Source organism: Bradyrhizobium sp. 40 (assembly GCF_023100925.1).
Lineage (GTDB): Bacteria > Pseudomonadota > Alphaproteobacteria > Rhizobiales > Xanthobacteraceae > Bradyrhizobium.
The window spans coordinates 1587883-1612034 of record NZ_CP064688.1; the positions used below are offsets into that span (position 1 = coordinate 1587883).

Consider the following 24152-nt stretch of genomic DNA (forward strand, 5'->3'; position numbering starts at 1 on the left):
TCTCTCATACAATGAAATCCTTTGCATGGAGATCCGCGGTATGGACCCCCTCCAGCGTAATCGTATCGGTCGCCGTCAGATGGATCACCGCGTTTCCTGTGCTGTCATCGCTGATCAGGCTTTTCAGCGCCGCCCAGTCTGCGAAGCCGTAATCGTGCAAATTGATCAAATCATGATCTCGCGCCGTGCTGCCGACAGCCTTGTTGCCCTGGTCGAAATCGTTGATCACGTCCAGGCCCGAGCCCTTGTCGAAGACGAATCTGTCGTCGTTCGGTCCGCCCCAGAGTTGGTCATTTCCGCCACCGCCGTTCAGCATGTCCTTGCCGCCCGTGATCGAGCCGGCCGTGAACGGGGCGTAGGTCTGTGCGTCGCCATACAGCAAATCGTCGCGGCTGCTGCCGAGAAGAATATCATCTCCGCCATGCGCGTTGCCTGACATGTTCGAGGCATCTCCGACGAGCACGATGGACGTGGAGTCCGGGTTGCCGTTGACAGCCGCGATCAGGATATCGTTGCCGCCGCGGCTATCGTCGCTCATGTAGCCGGCGTCTCCAACCAGAGACGCGCCTCCCGATCGGGCGGTGGCGCCGACGGTGTAGCTGAGGATATCGTTGCCGCCGCGCGCATCGCCGCTCATGGACACGAGGGCGTCGCCCGATATCGAAGCGCCGCCGTAACTGCCGACCTGGGTCACGCTGAGGATATCGTTGCCGCCATGTGCATGATCGCTCATGGAACTGCCGGAGTCTCCGCTGAACGCGCCGGACGATCTGTTTCCCATCGATGCAATGACGACGTCATTGCCGCCGCTCGTGTCGGCCGACATGGCGGTTTCGGCATCGCCAAAAACACCGAGGGTCGCGTAGATCGATGTCGATGCATCGACATGAAGCACATCGTTGCCGCCACGGGCGTGGCCGGACATCGCCTGCGCATCGCCGTCGACGAACACGTAATCGCCGAAGCCGGTGACGGTCGCAGCGAGATGGTCGTTTCCGCCGTGAGAATATTCTTGCAGGGTCTGGTCGTCGCCAACGAATATCAGGACCGCGTTGCCCCCGTCGACGGTCGCGATCATCTTGTCGCTGCCGCCGCGGCCGTCGTTCGGCAGGCCCGGGTCCCCGAACTCGGTCACGAATTGCTGGGACCCAACGCTGACGATGATGGTGTCGTTTGGCATACGGCGCATCGCGCAACTCCCCGTTCAAGTCGGGCGCGGGAACGAAGGGCATCATGCCTTCGCACCGCGCTGCGGCCCTGCCGCGCGATACAATCTTCGTTGGATTGATGGCGGAGATTTGCCCGGGGCGTAGCTTGATTGCGATCAGGGAACCGAAGGCGCCGGCGGTCCATGCCGACGCCCGTGCTTGTGGTCTCTCGCGCGGGCTTAGCCCGGGCCTGCGCCTTGCGTGGCCGTGTACACCGCATAGAGCGACTGGCTCGCGGCCATGAACAGGCGGTTGCGCTTGGGGCCGCCGAAGCAGATGTTGCCGCACACTTCGGGCAGCCGGATGCGGCCGAGGAGCTTGCCGTCCGGCGACCACGTCGTCACGCCGCTATAGCCGACGGCGCGGCCCGCATTGCTGGAGGCCCAGACATTGCCGTTGACGTCGCAGCGCACACCGTCCGGCCCGCACTTCACACCGTCGATCACGCACTCGCTGAACCGCTTCTGGTTGGTGAGCTTGTTGTCGCCGCCGACGTCGAACACGAAAATCTCGCCCTTGCCGCCGGGCCCGGTGTCGCCGGGTCCCTTGCCGGTTGAGACGACGTAGAGCTTCTTGAAGTCCGGCGAGAAGCACAACCCGTTTGGATCTGGCACCTGCTCCTCGGTGACGACGAGGTCGACACGGCCGCTAGGATCGATGCGATAGCAATTGGTCGGCAGCTCGCGCCTGCCCGGTGCGAAGCCGGCCGGCTGTCCAATCCGTGGATTGAGCTTGCCGCTGGAATTGCTCGGACCGCCCGCGGCGTCGGGCTCACCTTCGTAGAGCTGGCCGCCATAGGGCGGATCGGTGAACCAGTAGCTGCCGTCAGGATGCGCGACGACGTCGTTCGGCGAGTTCAGCTTCTTGCCGTTGTAATTGTCGCAAAGCACGGTCGCGGTGCCGTCATGTTCATAACGCGTCACCCGCCGGGTCAAATGTTCGCAGGAGAGTTGACGGCCCTGGAAATCGAACGAGTTGCCGTTGGAATTGTTGGACGGCGAGCGGAACACGCTGACGCGACCGTCGTCTTCGCTCCAGCGCATCTGCCTGTTGTTGGGAATGTCGCTCCATAGCAGATAGCGGCCCTGTGCACTCCACGCCGGGCCTTCAGCCCACAGCACGCCCGTATAGAGACGCTTGATCGCCGTGTTGGGCTGCGCGAGATCGTTGAAGGACGGATCGACCGCGATGACGTCGGGGTCCCAGAAATAAGTGGTCGGCGCGCCGCTGGGACCGAAATCGCGTGGTGGGGTGGTAATCGTCGTCGGCGGCGCGGCAGGTCCGGTCTGGGCCAGCGCGGAGCCGGCGCCAGCAAAAGTGGCGGCGCCGAGCGCAAGCCCCTGAACGAGCGTTCGTCGTGAAAGCGCAGCATCATGGTCACGCTGCTTTTGGCGTATCATCGCGTCCTCCCGGTCATGTTCGGCTAGCCGGTTGATCCGGCCGAGCAGGGCGAGGTTAGTCCGGTCCGATGACGGTTGCGAGGGGGAGGTACGCATCCTCAGCGAGATATCGGGGCGGCAAAAGCGCTGCAACATCGAACACGGAAACGACAAATTCGTCCGGCGCGACGGAGTTTACCGGAACTGCGTTCGGGACATTGCCAAGCTGTGGAGCATGTCAAGCCTTGACCTCCTGCGCGAGGCTGGCAGAACGTCATTGGGGGCGTAAGTCGGAGTTTACTGTGGTCGCTGTCGTCGTACTGGTTTTGCTGCTCGGGATTGCATTTGCGGCCGGCTATTTCACCCGCGACTACGTGTCCCGCAAAAGGCGGGCCGAGGCGCGCCGCTGGCGTGAGTACAGCGAGCCGGATTGGCTGAGTGCCAACGCACCGGCCAATACCAACGAGATCGCGATCGCCGGCAAGGCTGCGCCGGTTGCCACCGGCGAGCTCGGTCAGATGCTGAACCGCTGGGAGAGCAGGGCTCGCGCTCGCCGCGTTGGGTAGCGGCCAGATTGCCTGATTGCTGATCGTCTGTACCCTCGGTCCCGAGTGACTCGGAGCGTAGAGGCGTGTCTGCCCATTGAGTCCGCCTCCCTGAAAGCAAAAGACGAACGCGTGGGGTGTTACTGCCGCGCTCGCTCTTGTGCCGGTCCTACGCTCGTTGCGAGCGAGATTACCGAGTCGGCGGCAGCAGACCGGGGGCGGCGCGGGTCATCATGTCGCCAAGCGGGCCGCCGGCGAAAGCGCGTGTGCACTGCCATCTTGCCCGACATGCGGCGATCTGCTCGTGCAATTCTCCCAGGTTGTGTGAACAACTTAACACACCTGATGCGGCAATGCGCCTAATCGTGGTCCGACTGGATTCACCGGCAGGCGCAAAGGAGCCCGTCATGAGAGCGGCAGGGGTTGTCGTCGTTCTGGCAATGATTGCGGGCTCGTCGTGCCAGGCCGATGAGTGTCACAGCTTTTCGGCGAGTACAATGAAGGCGAATGGCACGGTTGCCGCGGCCAAGTGGCGAGTTGACTATCCGCCGGTGCGCCCCAATCCCAATGATCCGCAGCCTTGGGAATCGGTCGATTTTCGCACCAAGCCGGCTGACTACATGAATGCCGTGCTCAGTACCGCGAAGACGTCCTTCAAAATCGCGGACCGCAAGCTCGTCGGCACCGGTCAGGAGCAGTGGTGGATCTCGCAATGGCTCGACTACGGAAACTCCGGGCGCGAGCCGTTGATGGGGCTGACCAAGGAACGCGGCCCCGATCCCGGCGATCTGTCCAAGACCAACACACGAGGTTCCCAGGTCTGGGCGGTCGGCTTTTACAACAGGCCGGGAGCAGCAGTCTTCGGGGAGGTCTTCGCAGAGCCCTGCAATCCGTCTTTCCCGGTCGCGATGAAATTTCCGAATGACACTGTCTCCGTCAAATTTCTGTTCACCGATGCCTCACCCGACGAAGTTGCCTACCTCCAGGGCGCACCCGAATACGACGCCTTTATCGACAATTTGGGCGCTGGCTCCGGCGGTCAGGATCCCAGCACCCGCACGATCCGGTCGGTGCGCCTGCTTCAGGTCGATATTTCAGTGAAGGATTCAGCGAAGACCGGCCGGTCGCTGGACACCGGATGGGTGTTCGGGACGTTTGTCTGGCGCGGCCCGGCAAAGGGCGACGCCCTGTTCGACAATCTCGTGCCGGTATCGCTGCAATGGGGCAACGACCCCGGTGTGTACGACGGCGCGATCCGTGAGAGCTGGATCAATCCCGATTTGCGGAACGTCACCTATGGCTGGGACCAGCGTCTCACCATGGGCTTCATGGGGCGCGCCAACGGACCTGCCGACAATATCCGCTCGTCCTGCCTGTCGTGTCACTCAGCGGCGCGCACGCCGCGCGCCTCGATCGGGCTGCTCGACAGTCGCTTCAACATGGACGACCTCGCCAATCCTGAGAAGGTGAAGGGCCACATCGACACCTGGTTCCAGAACATCAAGGGCAGCCAGCTCTTCCAACCGTCCGAGCCGGCTGCATCGACGCTCGACTATTCGCTCCAGCTCGAGGCGGCGGCGTTCCGAATTTGCCTTGCCTGCCAGGCCGGCGACCTTCGCGGTCCGACGCCCGCCTTGTGTCGCAGCAGCGGCTTCTACAATCGGCCGGTCTGCAACGCGCCTCTGGAAGTGAGCGTCCGCAAGCGGTTGCTCGACCTCGTGCCGCCGCCCCGGCAATAGCCGGGGAAACCAGGTCAATCGTTCTGTCCATCTTTTGGCGTTGCGGTTGCTGCCATTTCTCGTCTAGAAACGGTAGATCGAGCCTCCCGGCAACCAACCGTCAACGGTTTTGACCGAGGATTGAGGGCTCAAAGGGTCTGGCAATGCTGATTCGCGGCCAAATCGATGGGATTTCGGGGGAGGTGGCTCTGGCCGCCGCCACGATCCCGGCCGCGCTGCTGCCCACCCTCCTGATTGGCGGGCTTCTTCTTACTTGCCCCTGAGGGCCGGCTGGGCGCCATGCGCCTGGGCGCTCAGGGGTTGGTCGAGATCACCGGACACCTCAAGCGCCTAGAAGACTGACGGCGCAAAAGCTCAAAAGGAAATTCAAATGGCCCCCGTGAACAAGTCCGACAAGGACCGCGTCATCATTTTCGACACCACCCTGCGCGACGGCGAGCAGTGCCCCGGCGCCACCATGACCTTCGAGGAGAAGCTCGAGGTCGCCGAGATGCTGGACGATATGGGCGTCGACGTCATCGAGGCCGGCTTCCCCATCACCTCGGAAGGCGACTTCCAGGCGGTCAGCGAGATCGCTCGCCGCGCCAAGAACGCCGTCATCGCCGGTCTGTCGCGCGCCCATCCGGCCGACATCGACCGCTGTGCCGAAGCGGTGAAATTTGCCAAGCGCGGCCGCGTCCACACCGTGATCGCGACGTCGCCGCTGCATATGCGGGTGAAGCTGAACAAGACCCCGGAACAGGTGCTCGAGACCTCGGTTGCCATGGTCGCGCGCGCCCGCAACCAGATCGACGACGTCGAATGGTCGGCCGAAGACGGCACCCGCAGCGAGATGGACTATCTGTGCCGCATCGTCGAAGCCGTCATCAAGGCCGGCGCCACCACGGTGAACATTCCTGATACCGTCGGTTACACCACGCCCGACGAATACACCCACTTCATGAAGACGCTGATCGAGCGCGTGCCGAACTCGGACAAGGCGGTGTTCTCCGTGCACTGCCATAACGATCTCGGCATGGCGGTGGCGAATTCGCTGGCCGGCGTCGTCGGCGGCGCGCGCCAGGTCGAGTGCACCATCAACGGCATCGGCGAGCGCGCCGGCAACGCCGCGCTGGAAGAGATCGTGATGGCGATCAACGTGCGCAACGACAAATTCCCCTACTGGAACAAGATCGACACCACGCAGCTGACCCGCGCCTCGAAGGTGGTGTCGGCGGCGACCTCGTTCCCGGTGCAGTACAACAAGGCCATCGTCGGCCGCAACGCGTTCGCGCATGAGAGCGGCATCCATCAGGACGGCGTGCTGAAGGACGCTTCCACCTACGAGATCATGCGGCCCGAGATGGTCGGCCTGAAGCAGTCCTCGCTGGTGCTGGGCAAGCATTCCGGACGCCATGCCTTCGTGCACAAGCTGGAGGAGATGGGCTACAAGCTCGGCCCGAACCAGCTGGAAGATGCGTTCACGCGGATGAAGGCGCTGGCCGACCGCAAGAAGGACATCTACGACGAGGACATCGAGGCGCTGGTCGACGAGGAGATGGCGGCTTCGCACGACCGCATCAAGCTGACCTCGCTGACCGTGATCGCCGGCACCCATGGCCCGCAGCGCGCGACCATGAAGCTCGATGTCGACGGCCAGATCAAGATCGAGGAGGCCGAGGGCAACGGTCCGGTCGACGCGGTTTTCAACTGCATCAAGCGCCTGGTGCCGCACGAAGCCAAGCTCGAGCTGTACCAGGTCCACGCAGTGACTCAGGGCACCGATGCGCAGGCCGAAGTCTCGGTGCGGCTGTCGCATGAGGGACGTGCGATGACCGCGCGCGCGGCGGATCCGGATACGCTGGTGGCCTCGGCAAAGGCCTATCTCGGCGCGCTCAACAAAATCGTCATGAAGCGCCAGCGCGACACCGTGACGACCGCCGCCGCGAGCTGAGGTTGCTACCACCGCCTCTTCCGGAAGCGGAGAGGCGGTGATTGCGGCGTTCACCATGAATGGCTGCCCTGCTAACGGCCAATAGCAGCTTGTGATGTCGACCTGTATTGATGCTAACGGCATAGGCCACCCGTGCGCCGGGTGGCCCAAATAACAACAGGGAGAGATTATGCGCACCTTCGCGATCGCTGCGTCCATCGCGGTCTTGGCTCTTGGCTTGACCGGGCCGGCATCGGCCCAAGCGCCCATCATCATCAAGTTCAGCCACGTTGTGGCCACCGACACGCCGAAGGGCAAGGCGTCGGAGAAATTCAAGGAGCTCGCCGAGAAGTACACCGGCGGCAAGGTCAAGGTCGAGATCTATCCGAACTCGACGCTCTACAAGGACAAGGAAGAGCTTGAGGCGCTCCAGCTCGGCAGCGTGCAGATGCTGGCGCCGTCCAACTCCAAGTTCGGCCCGCTCGGCATCCGCGAGTTCGAGGTGTTTGATCTGCCCTACATCCTCCCCGATCTGAAGACGCTGCGGAAGGTGACGGAAGGTCCGCTCGGCGCCAGGCTGCTCAAGCTGCTCGAACCGAAGGGTATCACCGGCCTTGCCTATTGGGACAACGGCTTCAAGGAGATGAGCGCCAACAAGAAGCTGGTGACACCGGCCGACTATCAGGGCGTCAAGTTCCGCATCCAGTCCTCGCGCGTGCTCCAGGCGCAATTCAAGTCGCTCAGCTCGCTGCCGCAGGTGATGGCGTTCTCGGAAGTCTACCAGGCGCTGCAGACCGGCGTGGTCGACGGGCAGGAGAACACATGGTCGAACATCTATACCCAGAAGATGCATGAGGTGCAGAAGTACATCACCGAGACCAACCACGGCTATATCGGCTACGTCGTGATCGTGAACAAGAAGTTCTGGGACGATCTGCCGGCCGACATTCGCGACCAGCTGACCAAAGCGATGAAGGAAGCGACCGACTTCAACAATACGCAGTCGCAGAAAGAAAATGAGGACGCGCTCGCCGAGATCAGGAAGAGCGGCAAGAGCGAGATCATCAAGCTCACTCCGGAGCAGGATGAGGCGATGCGCAAGGCCATGGAGCCGGTCTACAAGGACGCGGCAAGCCGTATCGGGCAACCGTTGATCGACGAATTCCAGAAGGAAGCGAAGAGCACGACGAACTGATTTGAACGGATGATGAATGGGGGCTTCCGTGCCGGGCGCGGAAGCCCCTTTTTGTTGCGAATGATTTCCGATTGCGACTGAATAAAGGTTCAGGAGCGTTACATCTTCGAAAGAACCCGCTCCCTGTCCAAGTTGTAAGTTGCGCGTAAGCCGCGCTGCGCCCATCCTCACGACATCCTTCCAGAGGAGAGTTCGCATGAGGAAGTTCACCATCGCCGCCATCGCCGTGCTCAGCATCGCCGGCTCGGGCGCGGTCTATGCCCACTATCATCGCCCGTGGATGCACGAGCACATGCGCCACATCCGCATGAACCCGGAAGACCGCGCCGCCATGGTCGACGCGCGGATCGCCGCCGTCCATGCCGGGCTGAAGCTCAACGCCGACCAGGAAAAGCTGTGGCCGCCGGTCGAGGCTGCCGTACGTGACTTCGCCAAGCTGCGCATCGACCGCGCCAATGCGCGGATGAATGCCGGTCCCGGCGATGCCGGCAAGGACGCGAATAAGGACGCCAACAAGGATGCCGACAGGCCGGAGGATCCGGTCGCCCGCCTGCGTCAGCGCGCCGAGGACATGGGGGCGACGTCGGCGGTCCTGAAGAAGATCGCCGATGCCGCCGATCCGCTCTACAAGACCCTGGACGAGGGCCAGAAGCGGCGCCTCGCTGTGCTGACCCGCCACCGCGGCCCGTTCGGCGGCGGCGAAGACGGCCCGCGCCGCCACTTCATGGAGCGTGGCATGGACCGCATGATGGAGCGCGGTATGGACCACTTCCACCGTGACCGTTTCGACCGCGACGGCGGCCCGGACCGGGACCGCGAGGGCCGGCTCTGAGCTGCAAGGGTTGCCGCGATCAACCTTGGCGAAGCCGCTGGAATCCAGCGGCTTTTCGCTTTTTTGGGGGATGTGGGCATACCCTTGGAAAACTTACGTACCATCGCTTGCCAGACCCGGATCGCTTTGCTAAACGACCGGCCTCGCAAGGCATTGACCGCCTTTCGGGCGCATAGCTCAGTTGGTAGAGCAGCTGACTCTTAATCAGCGGGTCCCAGGTTCGAGCCCTGGTGCGCCCACCATAAAATCCCAAACATCATCAGTCGTTTAGTTGGGCCTCGGTTCGTTCTTTTGAGGCCCGTGCGACACGTTGTGCGACAAATTCTGTCGCACGGCGTGCGACATTTCGAGCTAATCGGCCTTGTGCCATGGCCTGCTGCGATCGTTCTCGATCGCGCGCGCCTCCCGGATCTGCTCGTGACTGATCTGCGACTTCAGATCGTCCCACGCCTTGCGGAATTGCTGCTTGGCCTGGTCGAGCGTGTGGGTGCTGCCGCGATGGTGCGAGCGCTGCGGCACGTTGGGCAGAAAGCATGTCCATGACCATTCCTGCATGCCGCCGGCGCCGGGCGCCTTGTGGATGCGGCCGATCGGCAGCTCGTCCCAGATCACCAGATAGTCGTCGCGGGCGTTCTGCCCGCCGATGACGGTGCGGCGGAGGAAGAGATCGTTACTCATCGGTGGAAACCGCCAAATTTGCACTCGCCTTTGACGAGTGTCAGGGGATAGCTTGCTTCATGGGATGGTGGGCATCTTACTTCGCTAGCTGGGTTTCGCAGCTCTCCGGTCTGACAAGTCCGGTAGGAGCTGTGTTGGCGGCCACCTTGGCCATCGCGCTGTGGGCCTACGGTTGGGATCACAAGCGCCGGAGCAATGGGAGGGCGGGTGTGGAGAACTGGCATCTGCTGATCGCCGGAATTCTTGGCACGTGGTTATTCATGTCGTTGACGTTAGGTGCTGCTGCATGGGCGATCTACACGAAGCAAAGCCTTGCGGCTAACCCTTCCCAAGACGCCGATGTTGGTCCGCTCCGCTGGTATTTCAATCTCGAGATGGAGGGTGGGCCTCCGAGCGGTCAGCCCGTTTTCTCCTTGACGTTCTTCGGTTCGAACAGGTCCCAAAAAGAAGTGCAGCTTAAGAGTGCTGCAGTCGTCTCTGCTCTCAACGGAAGAAAGATCGAACTCGAAGTGATCGCGCGGGGTGATGACGGGAAAAATGCGTTAACGTCAATTAGTGACATCAACCTCGTCCCGCCCGGGGCCTCCGTCAAGTTGGTAGCAAAGTTCGGTGATCCAGATCCGGCTCATTTAGGCATGATACAGGGGCTCGACGCCAAAACCTTTCTTGAAACTTGGAGTCGGTTTTTTCTGAATGTCGAAGACGACACGCGTTCGTATCGGCTCCCATTCAACGAGGGCAATCTCATGGCATTTTTCCCCGGCATGGTGGGCCCCCACATCACCAAAAGATAACACTAGGTCAGGCCTTCCTTGCCGAGAAACGCCACCAGCTTGTCGATCGCCGCATCGGCCCTCGCGGCGTTGCGTGCGCGGTAGTGTTTCATGATCAGCTGTGCCGACTGGTAGCTGTGGCCGGTGACGTCGCAGATCGATAGCAGGTCGTTGCCGGCGCGATCGAGCAGCATGACGCAGGTGTCGCGCAGATCCTGATCGTGCTTCTGGTCGAGCGCGCCCGATGTCGGGTTGATAAATTGCAGCGAGGGGCAGGCAGGGACGCTCGGAACTTCGCTGCCGCGGATTGCGAGATCACGAACCTCGGCAAAGACGTGGCGATAGGTGTGCTCGTTGTAAGCGCGTCCGGTGACCTCATCGATGATGATCTCGTCGGGTACCGTGTTCAGTCGATGTTTCTTGGCGAGCTCGCCGACGCGAACGCGCGCTTCGAACAGCCGCTTCGCCAGCTGAGGGGTTTGCTTGATCGACACGAGCGCTCCGGTCTTGCTCTGCCGGAAGTGGCGGCGGCCATTGACCAAGCCCTCGTCTTTCAGCCGCAGACGGTCGGTCTGACGCTGACCGGTGTACAAGCCGAGATAGATCGCATCACCGATCGATGGGCGGCCGACCGCGTCCGCGGCCGCGACGAGTGCGTTGAACTCTTCAAGGGTGATCAGCACCACGCGACCCTCGGGCCGATCGAATTCCATATCGAGACGCGGGTTGTTGCCCAGCCGCCATTTGCTGCTCTCGCGGCCCCAGGTCAGGGCGGCGGAGAGGGCGGCGATGGCGGCTAGCGCCATGTGATGGCCACGGGCGCCCTTGAGATAGTTGTAGAAGTCGCGCAGCTCCGGCGCGCCGATCGCGCCGGGTGTGACGGAGGCGATCGGCTCCCTGGTCCGCTCTGGTGCGGCCTGGCCAAGCACCGCTGCGGCCTTTTCGCGCTCTCGGCGCTGCTTGGCGTCCTCTCGGCTCTCCGGCTTGAACAGGACGGCGCGCATCGCCTTGCGATACGAGCTGATCGAAGCTGGCTTCAGCTTCTGCACCTCTTTCGAGTTGATCCAGTCAGTGAGAAGGTCCTCCACCAGGCCGATGCGGACAGCGGCCGCGGGCGCGACCTTCTTGCGCGACGTTCGCGCCTTGTGGATCTCCCCGACATGCGTCTGGGCGAATGCCTTGGCTTCCTCGTAGCTGAACCATGCGCCGGTATCGTCGTGGCGCAGGTCGCGGTCGACGAAGCCCTTGGCGCGCTCGCGCGGGCCGTGAACGAGGCGCGGGCGACCCTCGCGCCATTTGATGAAGGGCAGTTTTACGGTCATGGGCCGGCTCCGGTGCGGGCGGAACGGGAAGGGGGCGATCAGCCTCGGGCGTGCTGCGGCCTCGTGTCAAGGCCTGGGGTGGCGCTTTGTGGTGCGTAAGCGGCGCGTAGCCGCGCCCGGTGCTCGTCGTCGACGATCGGCGCGGGCGGCGCCACAACATCATTCGCCGGCGCCGGCGGCCGCGCGGGGTGGTGCCGCGTCAGCCAGGCGTCGAAGCCCGAGCGCTCCCAGCGCAGCGGGTGCTCGGTGATGGGGCGCGGCAGCTGGTCGCGCGCATGGCGGGTCTCGCGCGTGCGGTACAGCGTGTCGAGCGTGATGCCGATCGCCTCGCAGATCTCGCGCGCGTTGTAGGGCCGCAGGAACGTCATCGCAGCACCAGGACCGCGCAGGCGGCCAGGAACAGGATGAAGGTGCCGACGGCGAACAGGCCGAAGCAGCCCCAGAGTGCGCCTTCGTGCGTGCTTTGATCGTGCGGCATCACAGGCCTCCGTCGAGACGATAGGGGCGAACGCGGCGGTAACAGCCTGCGCCGCGCGATGCATCGGCGATGAAGGGGTCGCCGTTGAACATGACCACTTCCGGGAAGTCGTCGCCGTTGACGATGATGCCTGCGCTCACGGCGAGCATGCCGTCTTCGTCCATGAGAATGACCTTGGCCGCGCGCAGCGCCGGGGCTGGCAGGTCGCTGCGCGCGGCGCTGGTCATCGGCCTACTCCGCGTGAGCGGTCGAGCAGGACGATGCAATCCCCGGTCTGGCCGGGGAACAAACGCGTGGCCTTGCGGCTGGCGAGCAGCGCGTCGACGACGCTGTCGCCGACGCTGGTGGCACCAAAGCGCCACTCATCGCCGAGCCGCACCAGGACGCCACGGCGCAGCAGCGCCATGGCGCGGTAGTGCTGGGTGTTGAACGCGATCGCGCTCACGAGAGGACCGCTTGCTTGTTGGCAAGCTGGCGCGCGGCGGCGACGTGGGTGTCGATCTGCGCGCTGGAATAGCCGAGCAGCTCGAGGCCCTCGCGGGTGAGCCCGCCTTCGCGATAGGCGGCCTCGCGCATGTCGGAGGCCATCTGCTCGATGGTCTCCAACGGGCTGAGCCTCGCCCTAGCCGGTACCAGCGAGGTCTTGATGTAGTCGGGAATGGCGGGCTGAGGGATTAGTCGGCTGCCGCGGGCGGGCAGGCGATTGCAGTTCGATCGACGCATAGAGAGCACCTCCTGTTGCAAACAGGTGTGCAAACTATGGGATCAATCCGACATTTGCAAGTTTGCAAATATCAAGGGGCGAAATATGCAACTAAGCCTTTGCAATGTTTCACGTGAAATCTTGCATTCAGGCCGCTAGCTTCCCGCTTAACCGGTGCGGAAGCAGCACGCCGCGAATCACTACCCGGTCTCGATCGACGACCAGCGCTGGCGGCGCCTTCGGGTCCATCGTGCGCGCGACGAGCACGTTGACCGGTCCGGCGTGCTGGAATAGCCGCATGATCGGCTCCGATCGGCCGCGGTGCTCCTCCACGGTAGCGTAAACGGCGTCGCCGGGCCGCGGCGAGGCGTTCTGATCGACCAGAACGATATCCCCCGGCATGAAGCCCTCGAGCTCCAGTGCCCGCGTGTGAAGCTGCCACGGCTCGATGCCGATGCGGTCGCCGATTAACGCAGCGAGCACGCGGGCCAGCTGCTCCCCCGACTTTCCTTCAAGGATCACGCGCACGGCTTCTTCGTGCACTGCTCCCCAGGCCGCTTGTGCCGTCGTCGGCATCGAGCTGTCTGAGTTGACCTGCCTGAGCTGCTCGACCTGGGTCATGGTCCGGGTTGAGAGCATCTTTTCGCTAGCATCTGGCAGCTTCAGAAAGCGGGTGAAGGTCGAGGCCGACAGACCGAGGGCCGAAGCCGCCCCGCTGGCAGTTATCCCCAGCTCTTTGAAGGTGTCGCGGAGATACGCGCGCTGTTTCGCGGCGATCTCGGCTCGCGCCGACCGCTCCGTTTTCACGGACTTTTTAGCCATTTGCAAATCCAACCGAGCAAGGATGCTAGGTCTAGTATGCAAAACGCCGGCACTATCTACATTATGCAACATTGCACTTGACGTTGGTTTGCAAATCACAGCTTACATTTGCAACTATGCAAATTATCGTTGCAATCGAAGAGATCAAGCGGAGATCTGAGGCGATCGGGCTCACCTTGAGCGAAATCGCCCTGAAAGCCGGCATGTCGCCCTCGACCGCGCTGCGGATCGCCAAGGGCAAGACGCGGGAGGGGTGGCCCTCCACCAACGCCAAATTGGTCGCGGCCCTGGAGGCCGAGGAAGAGCGGATGCGCAAGCATCTCGCCGATCTGCCGCGACCTGAAAAGGGGGAAGCCGCATGAAAACACGTCACTTCACCAATCCCACGCCGGAGGGGACGCGAGATCTTCGCCTCGCGCTGGCGTGGGTCGCCGCGGCGCTGATCGCCGGCGCCGCGGCGAACGTCTGGTTCTGCCTGCTGCAGGTGAGCCGATGAGCGAGAGCTGCGCCATGCCGCGAACGGCATCCACCTCCGACACGCCGTTCGGCCAGGTCGCCGACATGCAGCGCAAGGAGATCGAGCGCACCGTCGGGCTCGAGCTTGCCGGCTGCAACGTCTGCTCAATCGTTACGGCGCTCGACGAGTTCGACCTCGGGCGGATCGGCAAGATGGGTCACCGGATGGAGACCTGGCCGGAAGCCGTGCGCGCGATCATGGAGAAGGAGCTGACCGGCTTTGCTGCGCGCAACGGCGGCGCCCGGATCGAGGCGATCACGACCGCGATCGGCGGCGCGCCGAAGTGCTTCATCCTCTGTGTGCACTGGCGGGGCAAGCAATGATCCCGCAGCGCACGGCGTCCGTTGGCGGGCATGTCACCCGCGCCCAGCTGAAGAAATATCCCGACGTCGTCACGATGTGGCAGCGCCGGTTCGACACGGCGGCGATCGCGGCGGAGCTGAAGCTGCCCGAGAGCCTGGTGCACGCGTGGATCGTCAATTTCCGCGAGCTGGGCAGGGTGGCGGCATGAGCGAGGTCGAGCACCCCAAGCATTACAATTCGCACCCGAGCGGGGTCGAGTGCATCACGGTGACCGAGCACATGGGCTTCAACCTCGGCAACGCTGTCAAATATATCTGGCGAGCCGGGCTGAAGTCTGAGGCGCCCGTCACTGATCTGAAAAAGGCCGTCTGGTATCTGCAGCGCGAGATCGGCCGCATCGAAAAAGGTGCGGCATGATCGAGCGGGAGCAAATCCTGATGCGCCTGATCGCCGCCGGCGAGGCCGCAATCCAGATGCGCTTCGGCCCTGATGCCGATGAGATCAGCCGTCTGGAGGCTGATGTCGAGCGCGCCGATCGCCAGCCCGCCGAAGGCGAACGGGTGATCGACGACGTCGCCCGGCTCTATGCCCGGGCGCTGTACCTCGCTGATCACGCGCTGCGTCGACATAACCGGCCTCGCGCGCTGAGCGTCGGCCGTGTCGTTGCAGTGCTGCTGCCGGACATGCGCGACGCACTGTCAGCAGCTGTCGAGCAGCGCATCAAGTCGAGGCCCACCCCATGAGGCAGCTAGCAACCTGTCACCGGCCGGAGGGGAAGTGATGCCTATCCTTGAATGCTACGTCGACGAAGCAACGATGGAGCAGCTAGAGGCGGCCTCTGTCGAGCTCGGCCGCAAGGTCGATGAGCTCGCCGAGGCTGCGATCGCCGAGGCGGCCATTCAATTCAAAGTGTCGAGGCAGCTAAACACGTCTCACCGGCCCGCCGCACCGGACCATGCGGCTCAACAGGAGAAGTAAATGGAAGCCGAAGCACCATCGGCCGGCGCGCCGGCCAACGCAGGGGTCGGCGCCGCCGGCCTCTCGCAGCACAAGTCGCATGTCTACGAAGGCAAGCCCGACGGTCGCCAGGCTGGCGGCCTGATCCCTGTCAGCCGCTTCCGGCCGCAGTATCGCGCGCTGACAGACGAAGAGAAGTCGTTGCACGACCAGCTGAAGAGCAAGGCGGTTGAGCTCGAGGAGCTCTACGCCAAGGTGAAGCCGGGGCGCTACAACGCGCTCGCGATCACCTCGCTCGAACAGTCCGTCATGTGGATCGTCAAGGAACTGACGTCATGATGAAGAGTGACGCCGCGCAGGCAGAGCCGGAAGGCTTCCAAGGCAAAAAGAACATCTACGTCTGCGAAAAGTGCAAGGGGCACATCGTGACCGTGGATCTCGAGCGCGGCGTCACGCCCTTCATGGTCGACTGCCGCGCGACGCACGGCTGCAAAGGAATGATGAAGTCGAGCATGTACCGCGTGTTCGACCAGGAGATCCGAGCCGACCACGAATGGTACCGGCCGACGGCCATCCAGACGCTCAGCCCGTGGGAGCGCGACCACGTCTCACGGGGTGGCCTGCTGCTTCGAAAGGCCAAACACCTGAGCGTCGTGAAGTGAAGCCGCTAACCGCATATCACCGGCCGGAGGGCGAGCGTTGAGAAAGAGCCTGAAATTCATCGGCTGGAAGGTGGCGGAGCTGACGATCTATGTCGCTGGCTTCCCCTTCTTTTTTGTCGGCGCGTGGGCGCTCGATTTGTCGGATTGGTGCCACGACCGGGCGCTTCGCCACACGCCGCTATCTGACACTCACCAGCCGGAGCCGAAGTGACGCCACAGGAGCGCAACGCGCTGATCGAGGAGTGCGCCCGGGCCGCCGAAGCGCAGGATCGCACCGGCTATGAATGGGTGCGCGACAGTCTGTGGGCCAAGATCCTGCAGCGCGCCGGCGCCAACGTGCGCGGCCTCATGACCATCGAGCCGACGGCGAAGATCGATCCCGAGCTCGACCATACCTTGTCCGTGTTGAGTACTGCGTTGAACGACGAATAAACGGGGCACGCATCACCATGACCAGCTATCTCGCGCCGGCGCCGGCGCCGCGACAACTCGACATCATCGCCGACACCGCGCTGAACCTGACGTTCGCGCCGAGATCGACAAACCGCAGTGGTTCGTCAACCAAGGCGCTGAATTCAAACCGCAGTGGTTCGTCAACCGTCTCCAGCAAGCCCAACCACAGTGGTTCGTCAACCATCGCGGCGATCGACCGGCGCCGGAAGGCAGCGGGCGTCAGCCATGAAAAGCTGTGCCGCGCCGCCGACGTGCATCTCGGCAATTGGTTCTGCCTGCTGAGAGGCCAGCATGCGCCGAAACAGGCAACGATCGACAAGCTCAACGACGCGCTCGACGCGCTCGCCAGCGGAGAAGCCCCCGCGCAGAAGCTTTCGCTCTGCCAGGCTTACCTGCGATCGGTGACGGTGCAGCTCGCGATCCAGCGAGGCTGGGATCCTGAGCTGATGTTGAGCCAGGACTTCACCAGCGAGAACACGAACGATCCGGTCTGGCTGCAGGCCTCGCGCCTGCGCCGCTGCGCCGTCTACCTGCTGGTCGAAGGCCTGCAGTTTGGCAAGGCCAATATCGGTCGCGCGATCGGCGTCTCGCGGCAGGCCGTGCACAAGTCTGTCGCGGCCATCGAGGCCGAGCGCGACAAGGATGCGGGCTTCGACGTGCTGATGAGCTCCATGATGTTGCAGGTGAAGGGCAAGCGGCTGTGATCGACCTTCGCACGCGCCGGGGTTTTGACGACATCAAGCGGATCCTCGACGATCGGCCTGATGACGTGCTGTCGATGTGCAAGATCAAGATCGCCAAAAAGACAGGCGCAACGATTGTGATCGACGATCCACGCGGGCAGGGGCGCGGCAATTTCGCGATCTGGCTGAAAAGTGACGGACTGTCGTGGAAGAACTACACGACAGACGAGAAGGGCCGATCGCTCGAGCTGATCGCCTACTGCAACGGCTGGTATCACCTCGATCGCCGCGGCGCCAAGGAAGCAGCGCGCTTTGCGGTCGACCAGCTCGGCCTCGATCGTGTGTCTGCTGAAGACCTTGCGCGCGATCGCGCCCAGGCGGCCGCAAAGCAGGCCGCGCAGCGCACGCAAGCCGCGCAGGACCTCGAGCGCAAGCGCAAGGCTGCCTTCATGACGTTCACGGGCGCTCAGCCGGTGATGGGCACGCCGGCCGAGGTCTATCTGCGCGAGATCCGCGGTCTCGACCTGCGCGAAGCCCCGTTCATCGGCCCGCGCGGCGGCAACATCGCGCCGAAATGTCTGCGCTTCCTGCCGCGCCACAAATACATCCGCCGAGCTAAGGACGGCGCAAAACTGTCCGAGAGCTACCACCCTTGCCTGATCGCCTGCTGCGTCGACAAGGACATGCGGATCGTTGCGATCCACCAGACGTTCCTGCGCGATGACGGCATGGGCAAGGCCGATCTTGAGCCCGCGCCCGACGGCACGGAGCAGCCCGGCCGCAAGGTGTGGCCTGACAGCGCCGGCGCCGTCATTCCGCTCTGGAACGGCGGCGAGCATCTCACGGTGCGCCAGGCGCGGGAGAATTTCGAGCAGAACGGCGTCGTCGAGACATTGGTGCTGACCGAAGGCATCGAGGACGGGCTCTCCGCCGTCTACGCGGCGTCTCAGTATCGCGTCTGGGCGATGATCTCGCTGTCGAACATGTCGAACGTGGCCCAGCGCATTCCGTCGTTCATCGACAGCATCATCGTCCATCGTCAGAACGACTGGGACAAGCCGCAGGCCGTTGCGCAGTTCGATCGCGGCTTTCGGGACCTGCAGCGCGGCGGCCGTATCGTCGTCGAGCTCGCTGCCATCCGGGGTAAGGATTTGAACGACACTCATCGCGGCGTTGGCGACTACAGGACGGCGGTACACCGATGACAAAGCCGCCATCCAACGTCGTGCAGATGGACAAGAAGGCGCGCGAGATCGAGCGGCTGCGCAAGCAGCGCGCCGATCCCCCGCCCATGGAGCCGCGCGGCGGCGACAAGAACGTGTTCGCCGGCCAATGGAGCCCGGATCTGTACGGCATGCCGTCCGACAAGGGCTGCGAATGCCCGGTCGAGCCGATCGGCTATGAGGGCGATCTGTTTTATTTCATCGACAGCCGCGGTCAGTTTCGCGCGATCAAGGCGGAGAAGCTCAACCAGGTCGGCATCCAGGACCTGTTCTCGGCAGCGCCGAACTATCCGAAATGGATGTGCCCGCGCTGGTCGAAGCCCGTTGTCGACAAGAAGGGCGTCATCACCAAGCCGAGCGAGATCGTCTCGTTCGAAGCCGACGACATCAAGGAGATCCTGTTCCTCGCCTGCTCGCGCAAGGGCTTCTTCTCGCCTAACGACAAGATGCGCGGCCGCGGCGCGTGGACCTATCGCGGAGGCAATGTGATCTACCACGCCGGCGACGAGCTCTGGACCTGCGACAAGGGACGTTTCCGCTCGCTGCCGACCGGCGTCTATGAGGGCAAGCTCTACCCGCATTTGTCAGCCTTGCACGGGCCATGGACCGAAGAGATTACGGTTGAGGAAAATCCCTGCCGCGAGCTCCTGGCCGGCTTCCGTCGCAGCAAATGGGCGCGCCCCGACGTTGACCCGGTGCTGCTGCTCGGATGGATCGGCTGCGGCTATCTCGGTGGCGCGCTCGACTGGCGGCCGTCGGTGCTGCTGCTCGGCGACAAGGGCACGGGCAAATCAACGCTGCAGGACACGCTCAAGGCCCTGTTCGGCGATGCCATCTTCCATTCGTCGGACAGCACCGCGGCCGGCATCTACCAGGCCATGGGCCACGACAGCCGCGCGGTCGCGCTCGACGAAATGGAGCCGGGCATCGACGAGCGCAAGGCGGAGAACATCGCTGACCTGATGCGCACCTCGGCGTCGGGCGCGATCGGCCGGCGTGGATCCGCAGGCGGCACCGCCTCGGAATTCCAGATGCGCTCGGCATTCCTGTTTTCAGCGATCAACAATCCGCTGCATCGCGCCAGCGACATGTCGCGCGTCGCGGTGCTGCGCATGCTGCCGTTCGACAAGGGCAGCGAGAAGCCGCAACCGATCAACGCGGAGACGGTCGGGCCGAAGATCCTCTCGATGATGATGCGGGCCTGGGGCGAGAACGGGCAGGGCTTCCGGATGCAATATGCCCGGTTTGCCGAGGCCCTCGCCCAGGGCGGCCACGACAAGCGAGGCCAGGACACCTACGCGACGCTGCTGGCGTGCGCGGCGATGCTGCTCGGTGACGAGCTCGCGGCGGAGCTCGGCGTGCCCGTGGGGCCCGAGGAGGAACGCTTCTGGACCGAGAACATGGCGGCCGAGAGCTTGCCGGAGGTGGAGGGCGGCGCGCCGAACTACCGGCAATGCGTCGATCGCATCCTCACCTCGGTCGTGAAGGCCTGGCGCAACTCTCATCGCAACACGATCGGCCAGGTGCTGCACGATCTGCACGAGAAGGATACGGATGGCCAGCCGATGCTCGACCGGGGCACGGCCAAGCGCGATCTCAACGTTGCCGGCCTTGGGCTTTACAACACGCACGAGCTCGTGGCCGGCGTGATGCGGAGCCAGGGCCTGACGCTCGAGGCGGCCCTGACCAAATACGGACTGCCGAACTCCGGATGGGTGCTGGCGGTGCCTCACCGCTCCAGCAAGGTGGCCGAGCTGCTCGAGGGCAGTGATTGGCAGCGCGGCGCATGGCGCGATGCTCTGCAGCAGTGCCCCGTGCCAGGCGTGATGATCAAGACGGATCCGATCAACAAGATCACGATCGACGGCACGCAGCAGCGCTGCACCCTCATCGTGATTGAGCGCTACCACGCGGCGCCGGAAAAATGAGCGACCGGCTCAAGATCCCGCGCGAGCGCCGGCGGCAGCCGCAAACGCTCGAGGAGCTGCTTGCGCCCGATCGCGTCTGGGTGACGCCGTGCGGCTGCTGGCTGTGGCTTGGCGGCGATGATGGCTCCGGTGAATGGCACGGCCTCGGCGCCTATGGGCGCATCCTACGGCCCGGCACCAGGCGCGCGATGCCGGTGCACCGCTACGTCTACGAGACCTTTGTCGGCCCGATCCCGTTTGGCTACGACGTCGACCACATGTGCGCGCGCTGGGCGCCGGACCCGCGCCCGTGCCGCAAATGCGTCAACCCGGACCATCTGCAGGCGATCCCGCCAAAGCTGAACCAGCAGCTCAAGCTGCTGCGCCGGCGCGGCTACGGGATGGAAGAGATGGACTTCGATGAGCCGCCGATCGCGCGGCCGGCGGCGCCGGTGTGCGAGGCGATCCTCGCGCCAGGCGAGCGCGACGAAGATCTCTGGATTTGATTTAGCAGTCAGTCCTCGAGCCACCAGCCACGCAACGCGCGGCCTCCGCGACCAAGCTTCGTCGTGATTGGGCGAGCTACCCACCTCGCAACACCCGCGCCCATTGCCCGCCAATAGCGGACGCAAACTACATAGGCTGCAAATAGCAAGACGATCCCAGCCATCGCATAGGTGAGACCGATAAAGGGCGACGCCGGCGGATCCAAATCCTTTGCAGGGTGCTGCGTGGCGTACTCAATTTCCGCGCGATGGTCGAATACATCGAGTGCGCCCATCAGCGTGTCTCCCGCTCCCTCGCCCCGTGGCGGTTTAAAAAGGTCCGCGCGGCTTGTCCCGCGCTCGCCTTGGATAGACCTTGAACGACGATAGCAGGCGCGAGCGCGCGCCGCGCGGCCTCTATTTCCCTGCAAACAGCGATTGACGGCGATCTGTTCGGCTCATTTTAGCCGATGCGCGTGCCGTGAGCCTTGCGGGCGCGGGGAGTAGGCAGTCGATCTTGATGCTGTCTACGCGGGTGTCTAGCGACAACCTGATGAAAAGGCACAGCAATCGGCAATCTTGGACAGTGTAGACAGTTAGACAGTGCCTCCGCTCGTGTGCACGTGCACGCGCGCGCGCGCGTATAGGGATGTTGCTGTCTAACTGTCTACACTGTCTAATAATTTAAAAAGGATAGGTGTTTCATGGGTTTACAGTCAGACAGTTGATTAGACAGTCCAGACAGTGCGGCGCGGGAGCAAGCGGTTGCCGCTCGCATCGCTGAATTAAAAATGGCCGGAAATTCAGCGAGGTAGCGTCAGCGATGGCGAAGAAGGACCAGAAGGCCGCGATCGTGGGAGTGATTGCGGCGGCGGCGGCAGCGGCGCCGGCGGCCGAGCAGCTCGACCTGATGCCGGCGATGCGGCCGAGCCTCACCGACAGCCAGGTCGAGCGCGTCGAGGCCGCGATCAAGGCCGATCGCCGCGGCCGTCCGCCTGGCGCGCAGAACAAGGCGACGCGCGAGATGCTCGAATTCGTGCGGAAACTCTGCGGAGATCCGCTGGAGCGGCGTTTTCGCTATGCGATGCACACGCCGGAGACGCTGGCGATCGAGCTCGGCTGCAGCAAGCTCGAGGCATTCGATCGGCTCGACCGCATGTGGAGCGAGCTCGCGCGGTACTTCTACGCGCAGATGGCGCAGGTCGACGGCTTGGGCAATGCGGTGACGCCTCGGTTGACGATGGTGTTCCCGGGCCAGAGTGCGCCCGCGATCGGGCCGGACGGCTCGGTCAGGGCACCATGGCTGTACATTGAACAAACGCAGGAAAATCAACCACTTGCCGAACCGGCGCTCGACGTGTCGCACAGCGACGTGTCGCACGGTGAGGACAAGTGAAGCGATCTCAAGGGCTTGTGGCTGTAGGGCAGCTACTCCCAAATCACCGGCCGAGAGGCCCTCAGAGCCGGTGACGTCGGCCTCGATCGTGCGGATCGAGCGTCGACCTGGCCGCAGGCGCCGCAGCAATGCGGAGGCCTGCGGCCGAGTTTTCAAGGGTGCACCCCCCCGGCCTGGCCGGGGGGCGGTACCCCCAAAACCTAACATCGCCACCCCTTGCCCCCCTAGCGCGCGATTTTTTCCGCGCGCGTTTTCAACCTCCTGCCTTGTCGGCAGGCCGGTCTCCGCCAAGGTGCGCGATCTTTGGAAAGGCGAAACGGGGCGGGGGGAATTCGCGTGACGATCGACGCAGGCTCAAGCCCGCAGGCGCTGCTCGAGCAGACTTCGCTCGCCGATGTTCTGGGATCGGCGAACCCTTACAAAAATCAGATGAGCCACCTCGAGGCCGACGACGAATTCCGAAAGCAGTTTCCGGACGTCGTCGACGATCTGCACAAGCAGGACAAGACGGGGACGGTAAACCTGATGCGGAGCGCGGGGCCGATCAGCGATCGCTATATCCTGTCGCACAATCCGGCAGATCTCATCATCGGGCCTGGTGGCTCCGGCAAGACGATCGCGAGTGGCAAGAAAGCGCTGGTCGAGGCCCAAAGGATTTTTCCCGGTGCGGACGGGGTGCGCCGATACGTGCTCGGCACATGGCGACAGAAGTACGTGAATATCTGGAAGGCGACAATCCCCTCCTGGTGGAAACTTTTCCCCAAGGACATGCCCGGATCGAAGTGGACCGGTGCGAGCCCGCGCGAAGCCGAGCACACGCTCTCCTTCGAAGACGAGTTCGGCAGGGTCATGCTGACGAACCGCTTCCGCGCCTTCGGCGAGACCATGGATCCGGACGACATCCTCGGTAACGAGTTCACCGATTGCTATTTCAACGAATGGCCGACGCTGCCGGAGGAGCTATGCTCGGCGCTGGTCGATCGTGTCGGCCGCGAACCGCCGCGCGAGATCATCAAGCGTGCCGGCCGCTTCTACGGCGACGGCAACGCTCCCGACGTGCTGCATTTCATCTATCGCGATTTTTATGAGAACAAAAAGCCAGGCCACGTGTTGCACGCGCAACCCTCTGGTCTCGCCGACAACGCTGAGAACATCGAGGCGATGGGTCGGGGGTATTATGAAAATTCGGCGATGATGAACTCGCACCGGCCTTGGTGGATCAAACGAATGATCCACGCGCGGCCGGGCTTCACGCGCGCCAACAATCCGGTCTGGCCCGAATGGGACGAGGATCGGAACATGGCCAAGTATACCATCCCGGTCATCAAGGAGCTGCCTGTCATCACCGGCACGGATGGAGGGCTGACGCCGACGACCGTCTACATGCAGGAAAAATCCAACGGGCAGCTGCGGATCCTGGCGGAGTGTCCGCTCGATCGCGGCGGCATGAGCGAGCTTGCCACCGCAATGCTGCAGCTCGAGGCGACGCGGTTCGAGGGTTGCGAGTTTCTTTCGCTATGCGACCCGGCGATGTGCGCGGGTGAGGATCTCGAGGCGGGCTCGGATCGGCAGAACCTCGCGAAATTTCTGGGGAGAAGGGTCCATCCGGCGCCGACGAACAATCCGACGACGCGGCATGAGGCAATGAAATCCAAGCTACGCCACACCTGCGAGGCCGGCGAGCCGGGTTTGGTCGTGGATCCCAGCTGCAAGACGATCCGTCGTGGTGCAGCACAGACTTACCACTTCAAGCACATCGCCGGTACCGACGACCTCGGCTCGGTCGCCAAGACCAAAGACGGTCATACCTGCGAGGCCGCCGAGTATGGCGCGCTGGCGTGCGGCAGCTCAGAAGCCAAGCGTCGCGTCGGGGCAGCGGCGGCGCAGCGAGCGCAGCGCAAGGAAGAGGCCCGGAACGCCGGCCGCTACAACCCGATGAAGCGGAAACGAGGTTGAAAACGGCGGTTGACGGGCTAGACG

General features: G+C 63.5%; 33 protein-coding genes and 1 tRNA gene. 24 read left to right on the top strand and 10 right to left on the bottom strand.

The genetic code is table 11. The features are described 5' to 3' along the window. Nucleotides 1-4: 4 nt before the first annotated feature. Complete coding sequence (locus IVB40_RS07465; protein ID WP_247460449.1) at nucleotides 5-1189, bottom strand: hypothetical protein; 1185 nt, start codon at nucleotides 1187-1189, stop codon at nucleotides 5-7. Between the two features lie 198 nt (nucleotides 1190-1387). Beyond that, on the bottom strand, nucleotides 1388-2608 hold the full coding sequence (locus IVB40_RS07470; RefSeq protein ID WP_247818504.1) for an SMP-30/gluconolactonase/LRE family protein: 1221 nt from the start codon (nucleotides 2606-2608) through the stop codon (nucleotides 1388-1390). 281 nt (nucleotides 2609-2889) lie between these two features. Here IVB40_RS07470 and IVB40_RS07475 point away from each other — a divergent pair, with 281 nt between their 5' ends. The 6 genes from IVB40_RS07475 (at nucleotide 2890) to IVB40_RS07500 (ending at nucleotide 9052) form a co-directional block, all read left to right on the top strand. After that, nucleotides 2890-3153 carry a hypothetical protein gene (locus tag IVB40_RS07475; RefSeq protein ID WP_247818505.1) on the top strand — a complete coding sequence of 88 codons (264 nt, stop codon included), beginning with the start codon at nucleotides 2890-2892 and terminating at the stop codon, nucleotides 3151-3153. A 476-nt stretch (nucleotides 3154-3629) separates the two neighbouring features. Further along, nucleotides 3630-4871, top strand: coding sequence for a hypothetical protein (locus IVB40_RS07480; RefSeq protein WP_247818506.1), 1242 nt, complete (start codon nucleotides 3630-3632; stop codon nucleotides 4869-4871). Nucleotides 4872-5241: 370 nt separating this feature from the next. Next, nucleotides 5242-6804: a 2-isopropylmalate synthase gene (locus IVB40_RS07485; protein WP_247818507.1), complete on the top strand. Its 1563-nt coding sequence runs from the start codon at nucleotides 5242-5244 to the stop codon at nucleotides 6802-6804. 169 nt (nucleotides 6805-6973) lie between these two features. Further along, entirely contained in the window at nucleotides 6974-7978 is a 1005-nt protein-coding gene (locus tag IVB40_RS07490; RefSeq protein ID WP_247288142.1) for a TRAP transporter substrate-binding protein, read from the top strand. 196 nt (nucleotides 7979-8174) lie between these two features. Beyond that, the gene (locus IVB40_RS07495) at nucleotides 8175-8810 is read left to right on the top strand and encodes a Spy/CpxP family protein refolding chaperone (protein ID WP_247358902.1); all 636 of its coding nucleotides are present in this window, start codon (nucleotides 8175-8177) and stop codon (nucleotides 8808-8810) included. Between the two features lie 166 nt (nucleotides 8811-8976). Beyond that, a tRNA-Lys gene (locus tag IVB40_RS07500) sits at nucleotides 8977-9052 on the top strand. A 109-nt stretch (nucleotides 9053-9161) separates the two neighbouring features. Here IVB40_RS07500 and IVB40_RS07505 read toward each other — a convergent pair. Beyond that, nucleotides 9162-9488, bottom strand: a complete 327-nt coding sequence (locus tag IVB40_RS07505; RefSeq protein WP_247818508.1) for a hypothetical protein — start codon at nucleotides 9486-9488, stop codon at nucleotides 9162-9164. A 134-nt stretch (nucleotides 9489-9622) separates the two neighbouring features. Between IVB40_RS07505 and IVB40_RS07510 the strand changes: the two genes are divergently transcribed. Further along, a complete protein-coding gene (locus IVB40_RS07510) occupies nucleotides 9623-10282 on the top strand; it encodes a hypothetical protein (RefSeq protein ID WP_247818509.1) in 660 nt (219 codons plus the stop codon). A gap of 2 nt (nucleotides 10283-10284) precedes the next feature. Here IVB40_RS07510 and IVB40_RS07515 read toward each other — a convergent pair whose 3' ends face one another. From IVB40_RS07515 to IVB40_RS07540, 6 genes are all read right to left on the bottom strand, one after another. Beyond that, complete coding sequence (locus IVB40_RS07515; RefSeq protein WP_247818510.1) at nucleotides 10285-11583, bottom strand: hypothetical protein; 1299 nt, start codon at nucleotides 11581-11583, stop codon at nucleotides 10285-10287. A gap of 38 nt (nucleotides 11584-11621) precedes the next feature. Continuing rightward, a complete protein-coding gene (locus IVB40_RS07520; RefSeq protein ID WP_247818511.1) occupies nucleotides 11622-11951 on the bottom strand; it encodes a hypothetical protein in 330 nt (109 codons plus the stop codon). 109 nt (nucleotides 11952-12060) lie between these two features. Next, nucleotides 12061-12288: a hypothetical protein gene (locus IVB40_RS07525; protein WP_247818512.1), complete on the bottom strand. Its 228-nt coding sequence runs from the start codon at nucleotides 12286-12288 to the stop codon at nucleotides 12061-12063. After that, on the bottom strand, nucleotides 12285-12506 hold the full coding sequence (locus IVB40_RS07530; RefSeq protein WP_247818513.1) for a hypothetical protein: 222 nt from the start codon (nucleotides 12504-12506) through the stop codon (nucleotides 12285-12287). The genes IVB40_RS07525 and IVB40_RS07530 overlap by 4 nt, the downstream gene beginning before the upstream one ends. Further along, nucleotides 12503-12784: a hypothetical protein gene (locus IVB40_RS07535; RefSeq protein WP_247818514.1), complete on the bottom strand. Its 282-nt coding sequence runs from the start codon at nucleotides 12782-12784 to the stop codon at nucleotides 12503-12505. Before IVB40_RS07535 ends, IVB40_RS07530 begins: the two co-directional genes overlap by 4 nt. Before the next feature lie 127 nt (nucleotides 12785-12911). Further along, the gene (locus IVB40_RS07540; protein WP_247818515.1) at nucleotides 12912-13586 is read right to left on the bottom strand and encodes a hypothetical protein; all 675 of its coding nucleotides are present in this window, start codon (nucleotides 13584-13586) and stop codon (nucleotides 12912-12914) included. Between the two features lie 176 nt (nucleotides 13587-13762). On the opposite strand from IVB40_RS07540, the gene IVB40_RS07545 reads away from it, so the two are divergent. From IVB40_RS07545 to IVB40_RS07615, 15 genes are read left to right on the top strand one after another with little or no spacing between them, the layout of a single operon-like run. Then, nucleotides 13763-13948 (top strand): hypothetical protein, encoded by a 186-nt coding sequence (locus IVB40_RS07545; RefSeq protein ID WP_247818516.1) that lies wholly within the window; start codon nucleotides 13763-13765, stop codon nucleotides 13946-13948. After that, on the top strand, nucleotides 13945-14082 hold the full coding sequence (locus IVB40_RS07550; protein ID WP_247818517.1) for a hypothetical protein: 138 nt from the start codon (nucleotides 13945-13947) through the stop codon (nucleotides 14080-14082). Before IVB40_RS07545 ends, IVB40_RS07550 begins: the two co-directional genes overlap by 4 nt. Further along, nucleotides 14079-14426: a hypothetical protein gene (locus IVB40_RS07555; protein ID WP_247818518.1), complete on the top strand. Its 348-nt coding sequence runs from the start codon at nucleotides 14079-14081 to the stop codon at nucleotides 14424-14426. The genes IVB40_RS07550 and IVB40_RS07555 overlap by 4 nt, the downstream gene beginning before the upstream one ends. Further along, nucleotides 14423-14614 carry a hypothetical protein gene (locus IVB40_RS07560; RefSeq protein ID WP_247818519.1) on the top strand — a complete coding sequence of 64 codons (192 nt, stop codon included), beginning with the start codon at nucleotides 14423-14425 and terminating at the stop codon, nucleotides 14612-14614. Before IVB40_RS07555 ends, IVB40_RS07560 begins: the two co-directional genes overlap by 4 nt. After that, complete coding sequence (locus IVB40_RS07565) at nucleotides 14611-14823, top strand: DUF3310 domain-containing protein (RefSeq protein WP_247818520.1); 213 nt, start codon at nucleotides 14611-14613, stop codon at nucleotides 14821-14823. The genes IVB40_RS07560 and IVB40_RS07565 overlap by 4 nt, the downstream gene beginning before the upstream one ends. Then, nucleotides 14820-15149 (top strand): hypothetical protein, encoded by a 330-nt coding sequence (locus IVB40_RS07570; protein WP_247818521.1) that lies wholly within the window; start codon nucleotides 14820-14822, stop codon nucleotides 15147-15149. The genes IVB40_RS07565 and IVB40_RS07570 overlap by 4 nt, the downstream gene beginning before the upstream one ends. 37 nt (nucleotides 15150-15186) lie before the next feature. Next, nucleotides 15187-15384, top strand: coding sequence for a hypothetical protein (locus tag IVB40_RS07575; RefSeq protein ID WP_247818522.1), 198 nt, complete (start codon nucleotides 15187-15189; stop codon nucleotides 15382-15384). Then, nucleotides 15385-15702, top strand: coding sequence for a hypothetical protein (locus IVB40_RS07580; RefSeq protein ID WP_247818523.1), 318 nt, complete (start codon nucleotides 15385-15387; stop codon nucleotides 15700-15702). After that, nucleotides 15699-16025 (top strand): hypothetical protein, encoded by a 327-nt coding sequence (locus IVB40_RS07585; protein WP_247818524.1) that lies wholly within the window; start codon nucleotides 15699-15701, stop codon nucleotides 16023-16025. Before IVB40_RS07580 ends, IVB40_RS07585 begins: the two co-directional genes overlap by 4 nt. Nucleotides 16026-16062: 37 nt before the next feature. Next, the gene (locus IVB40_RS07590; protein ID WP_247818525.1) at nucleotides 16063-16236 is read left to right on the top strand and encodes a hypothetical protein; all 174 of its coding nucleotides are present in this window, start codon (nucleotides 16063-16065) and stop codon (nucleotides 16234-16236) included. Continuing rightward, the gene (locus IVB40_RS07595) at nucleotides 16233-16457 is read left to right on the top strand and encodes a hypothetical protein (protein ID WP_247818526.1); all 225 of its coding nucleotides are present in this window, start codon (nucleotides 16233-16235) and stop codon (nucleotides 16455-16457) included. Before IVB40_RS07590 ends, IVB40_RS07595 begins: the two co-directional genes overlap by 4 nt. A 17-nt stretch (nucleotides 16458-16474) precedes the next feature. Next, nucleotides 16475-17182, top strand: a complete 708-nt coding sequence (locus IVB40_RS07600; RefSeq protein WP_247818527.1) for a hypothetical protein — start codon at nucleotides 16475-16477, stop codon at nucleotides 17180-17182. Beyond that, entirely contained in the window at nucleotides 17179-18366 is a 1188-nt protein-coding gene (locus tag IVB40_RS07605; RefSeq protein WP_247818528.1) for a toprim domain-containing protein, read from the top strand. Before IVB40_RS07600 ends, IVB40_RS07605 begins: the two co-directional genes overlap by 4 nt. Beyond that, a complete protein-coding gene (locus IVB40_RS07610) occupies nucleotides 18363-20312 on the top strand; it encodes a hypothetical protein (RefSeq protein WP_247818529.1) in 1950 nt (649 codons plus the stop codon). Before IVB40_RS07605 ends, IVB40_RS07610 begins: the two co-directional genes overlap by 4 nt. Further along, the gene (locus tag IVB40_RS07615; protein ID WP_247818530.1) at nucleotides 20309-20797 is read left to right on the top strand and encodes an HNH endonuclease; all 489 of its coding nucleotides are present in this window, start codon (nucleotides 20309-20311) and stop codon (nucleotides 20795-20797) included. The genes IVB40_RS07610 and IVB40_RS07615 overlap by 4 nt, the downstream gene beginning before the upstream one ends. A gap of 8 nt (nucleotides 20798-20805) precedes the next feature. On the opposite strand, the gene IVB40_RS07620 is transcribed toward IVB40_RS07615, so the two are convergent. After that, nucleotides 20806-21072, bottom strand: coding sequence for a hypothetical protein (locus tag IVB40_RS07620; protein ID WP_247818531.1), 267 nt, complete (start codon nucleotides 21070-21072; stop codon nucleotides 20806-20808). Nucleotides 21073-21599: 527 nt separating this feature from the next. Between IVB40_RS07620 and IVB40_RS07625 the strand changes: the two genes are divergently transcribed. Together IVB40_RS07625 and IVB40_RS07630 are read left to right on the top strand one after the other, a co-directional pair. Then, nucleotides 21600-22172: a hypothetical protein gene (locus IVB40_RS07625; protein ID WP_247818532.1), complete on the top strand. Its 573-nt coding sequence runs from the start codon at nucleotides 21600-21602 to the stop codon at nucleotides 22170-22172. Nucleotides 22173-22508: 336 nt separating this feature from the next. Next, nucleotides 22509-24128 (top strand): hypothetical protein, encoded by a 1620-nt coding sequence (locus IVB40_RS07630; protein ID WP_247818533.1) that lies wholly within the window; start codon nucleotides 22509-22511, stop codon nucleotides 24126-24128. Nucleotides 24129-24152: the final 24 nt, after the last annotated feature.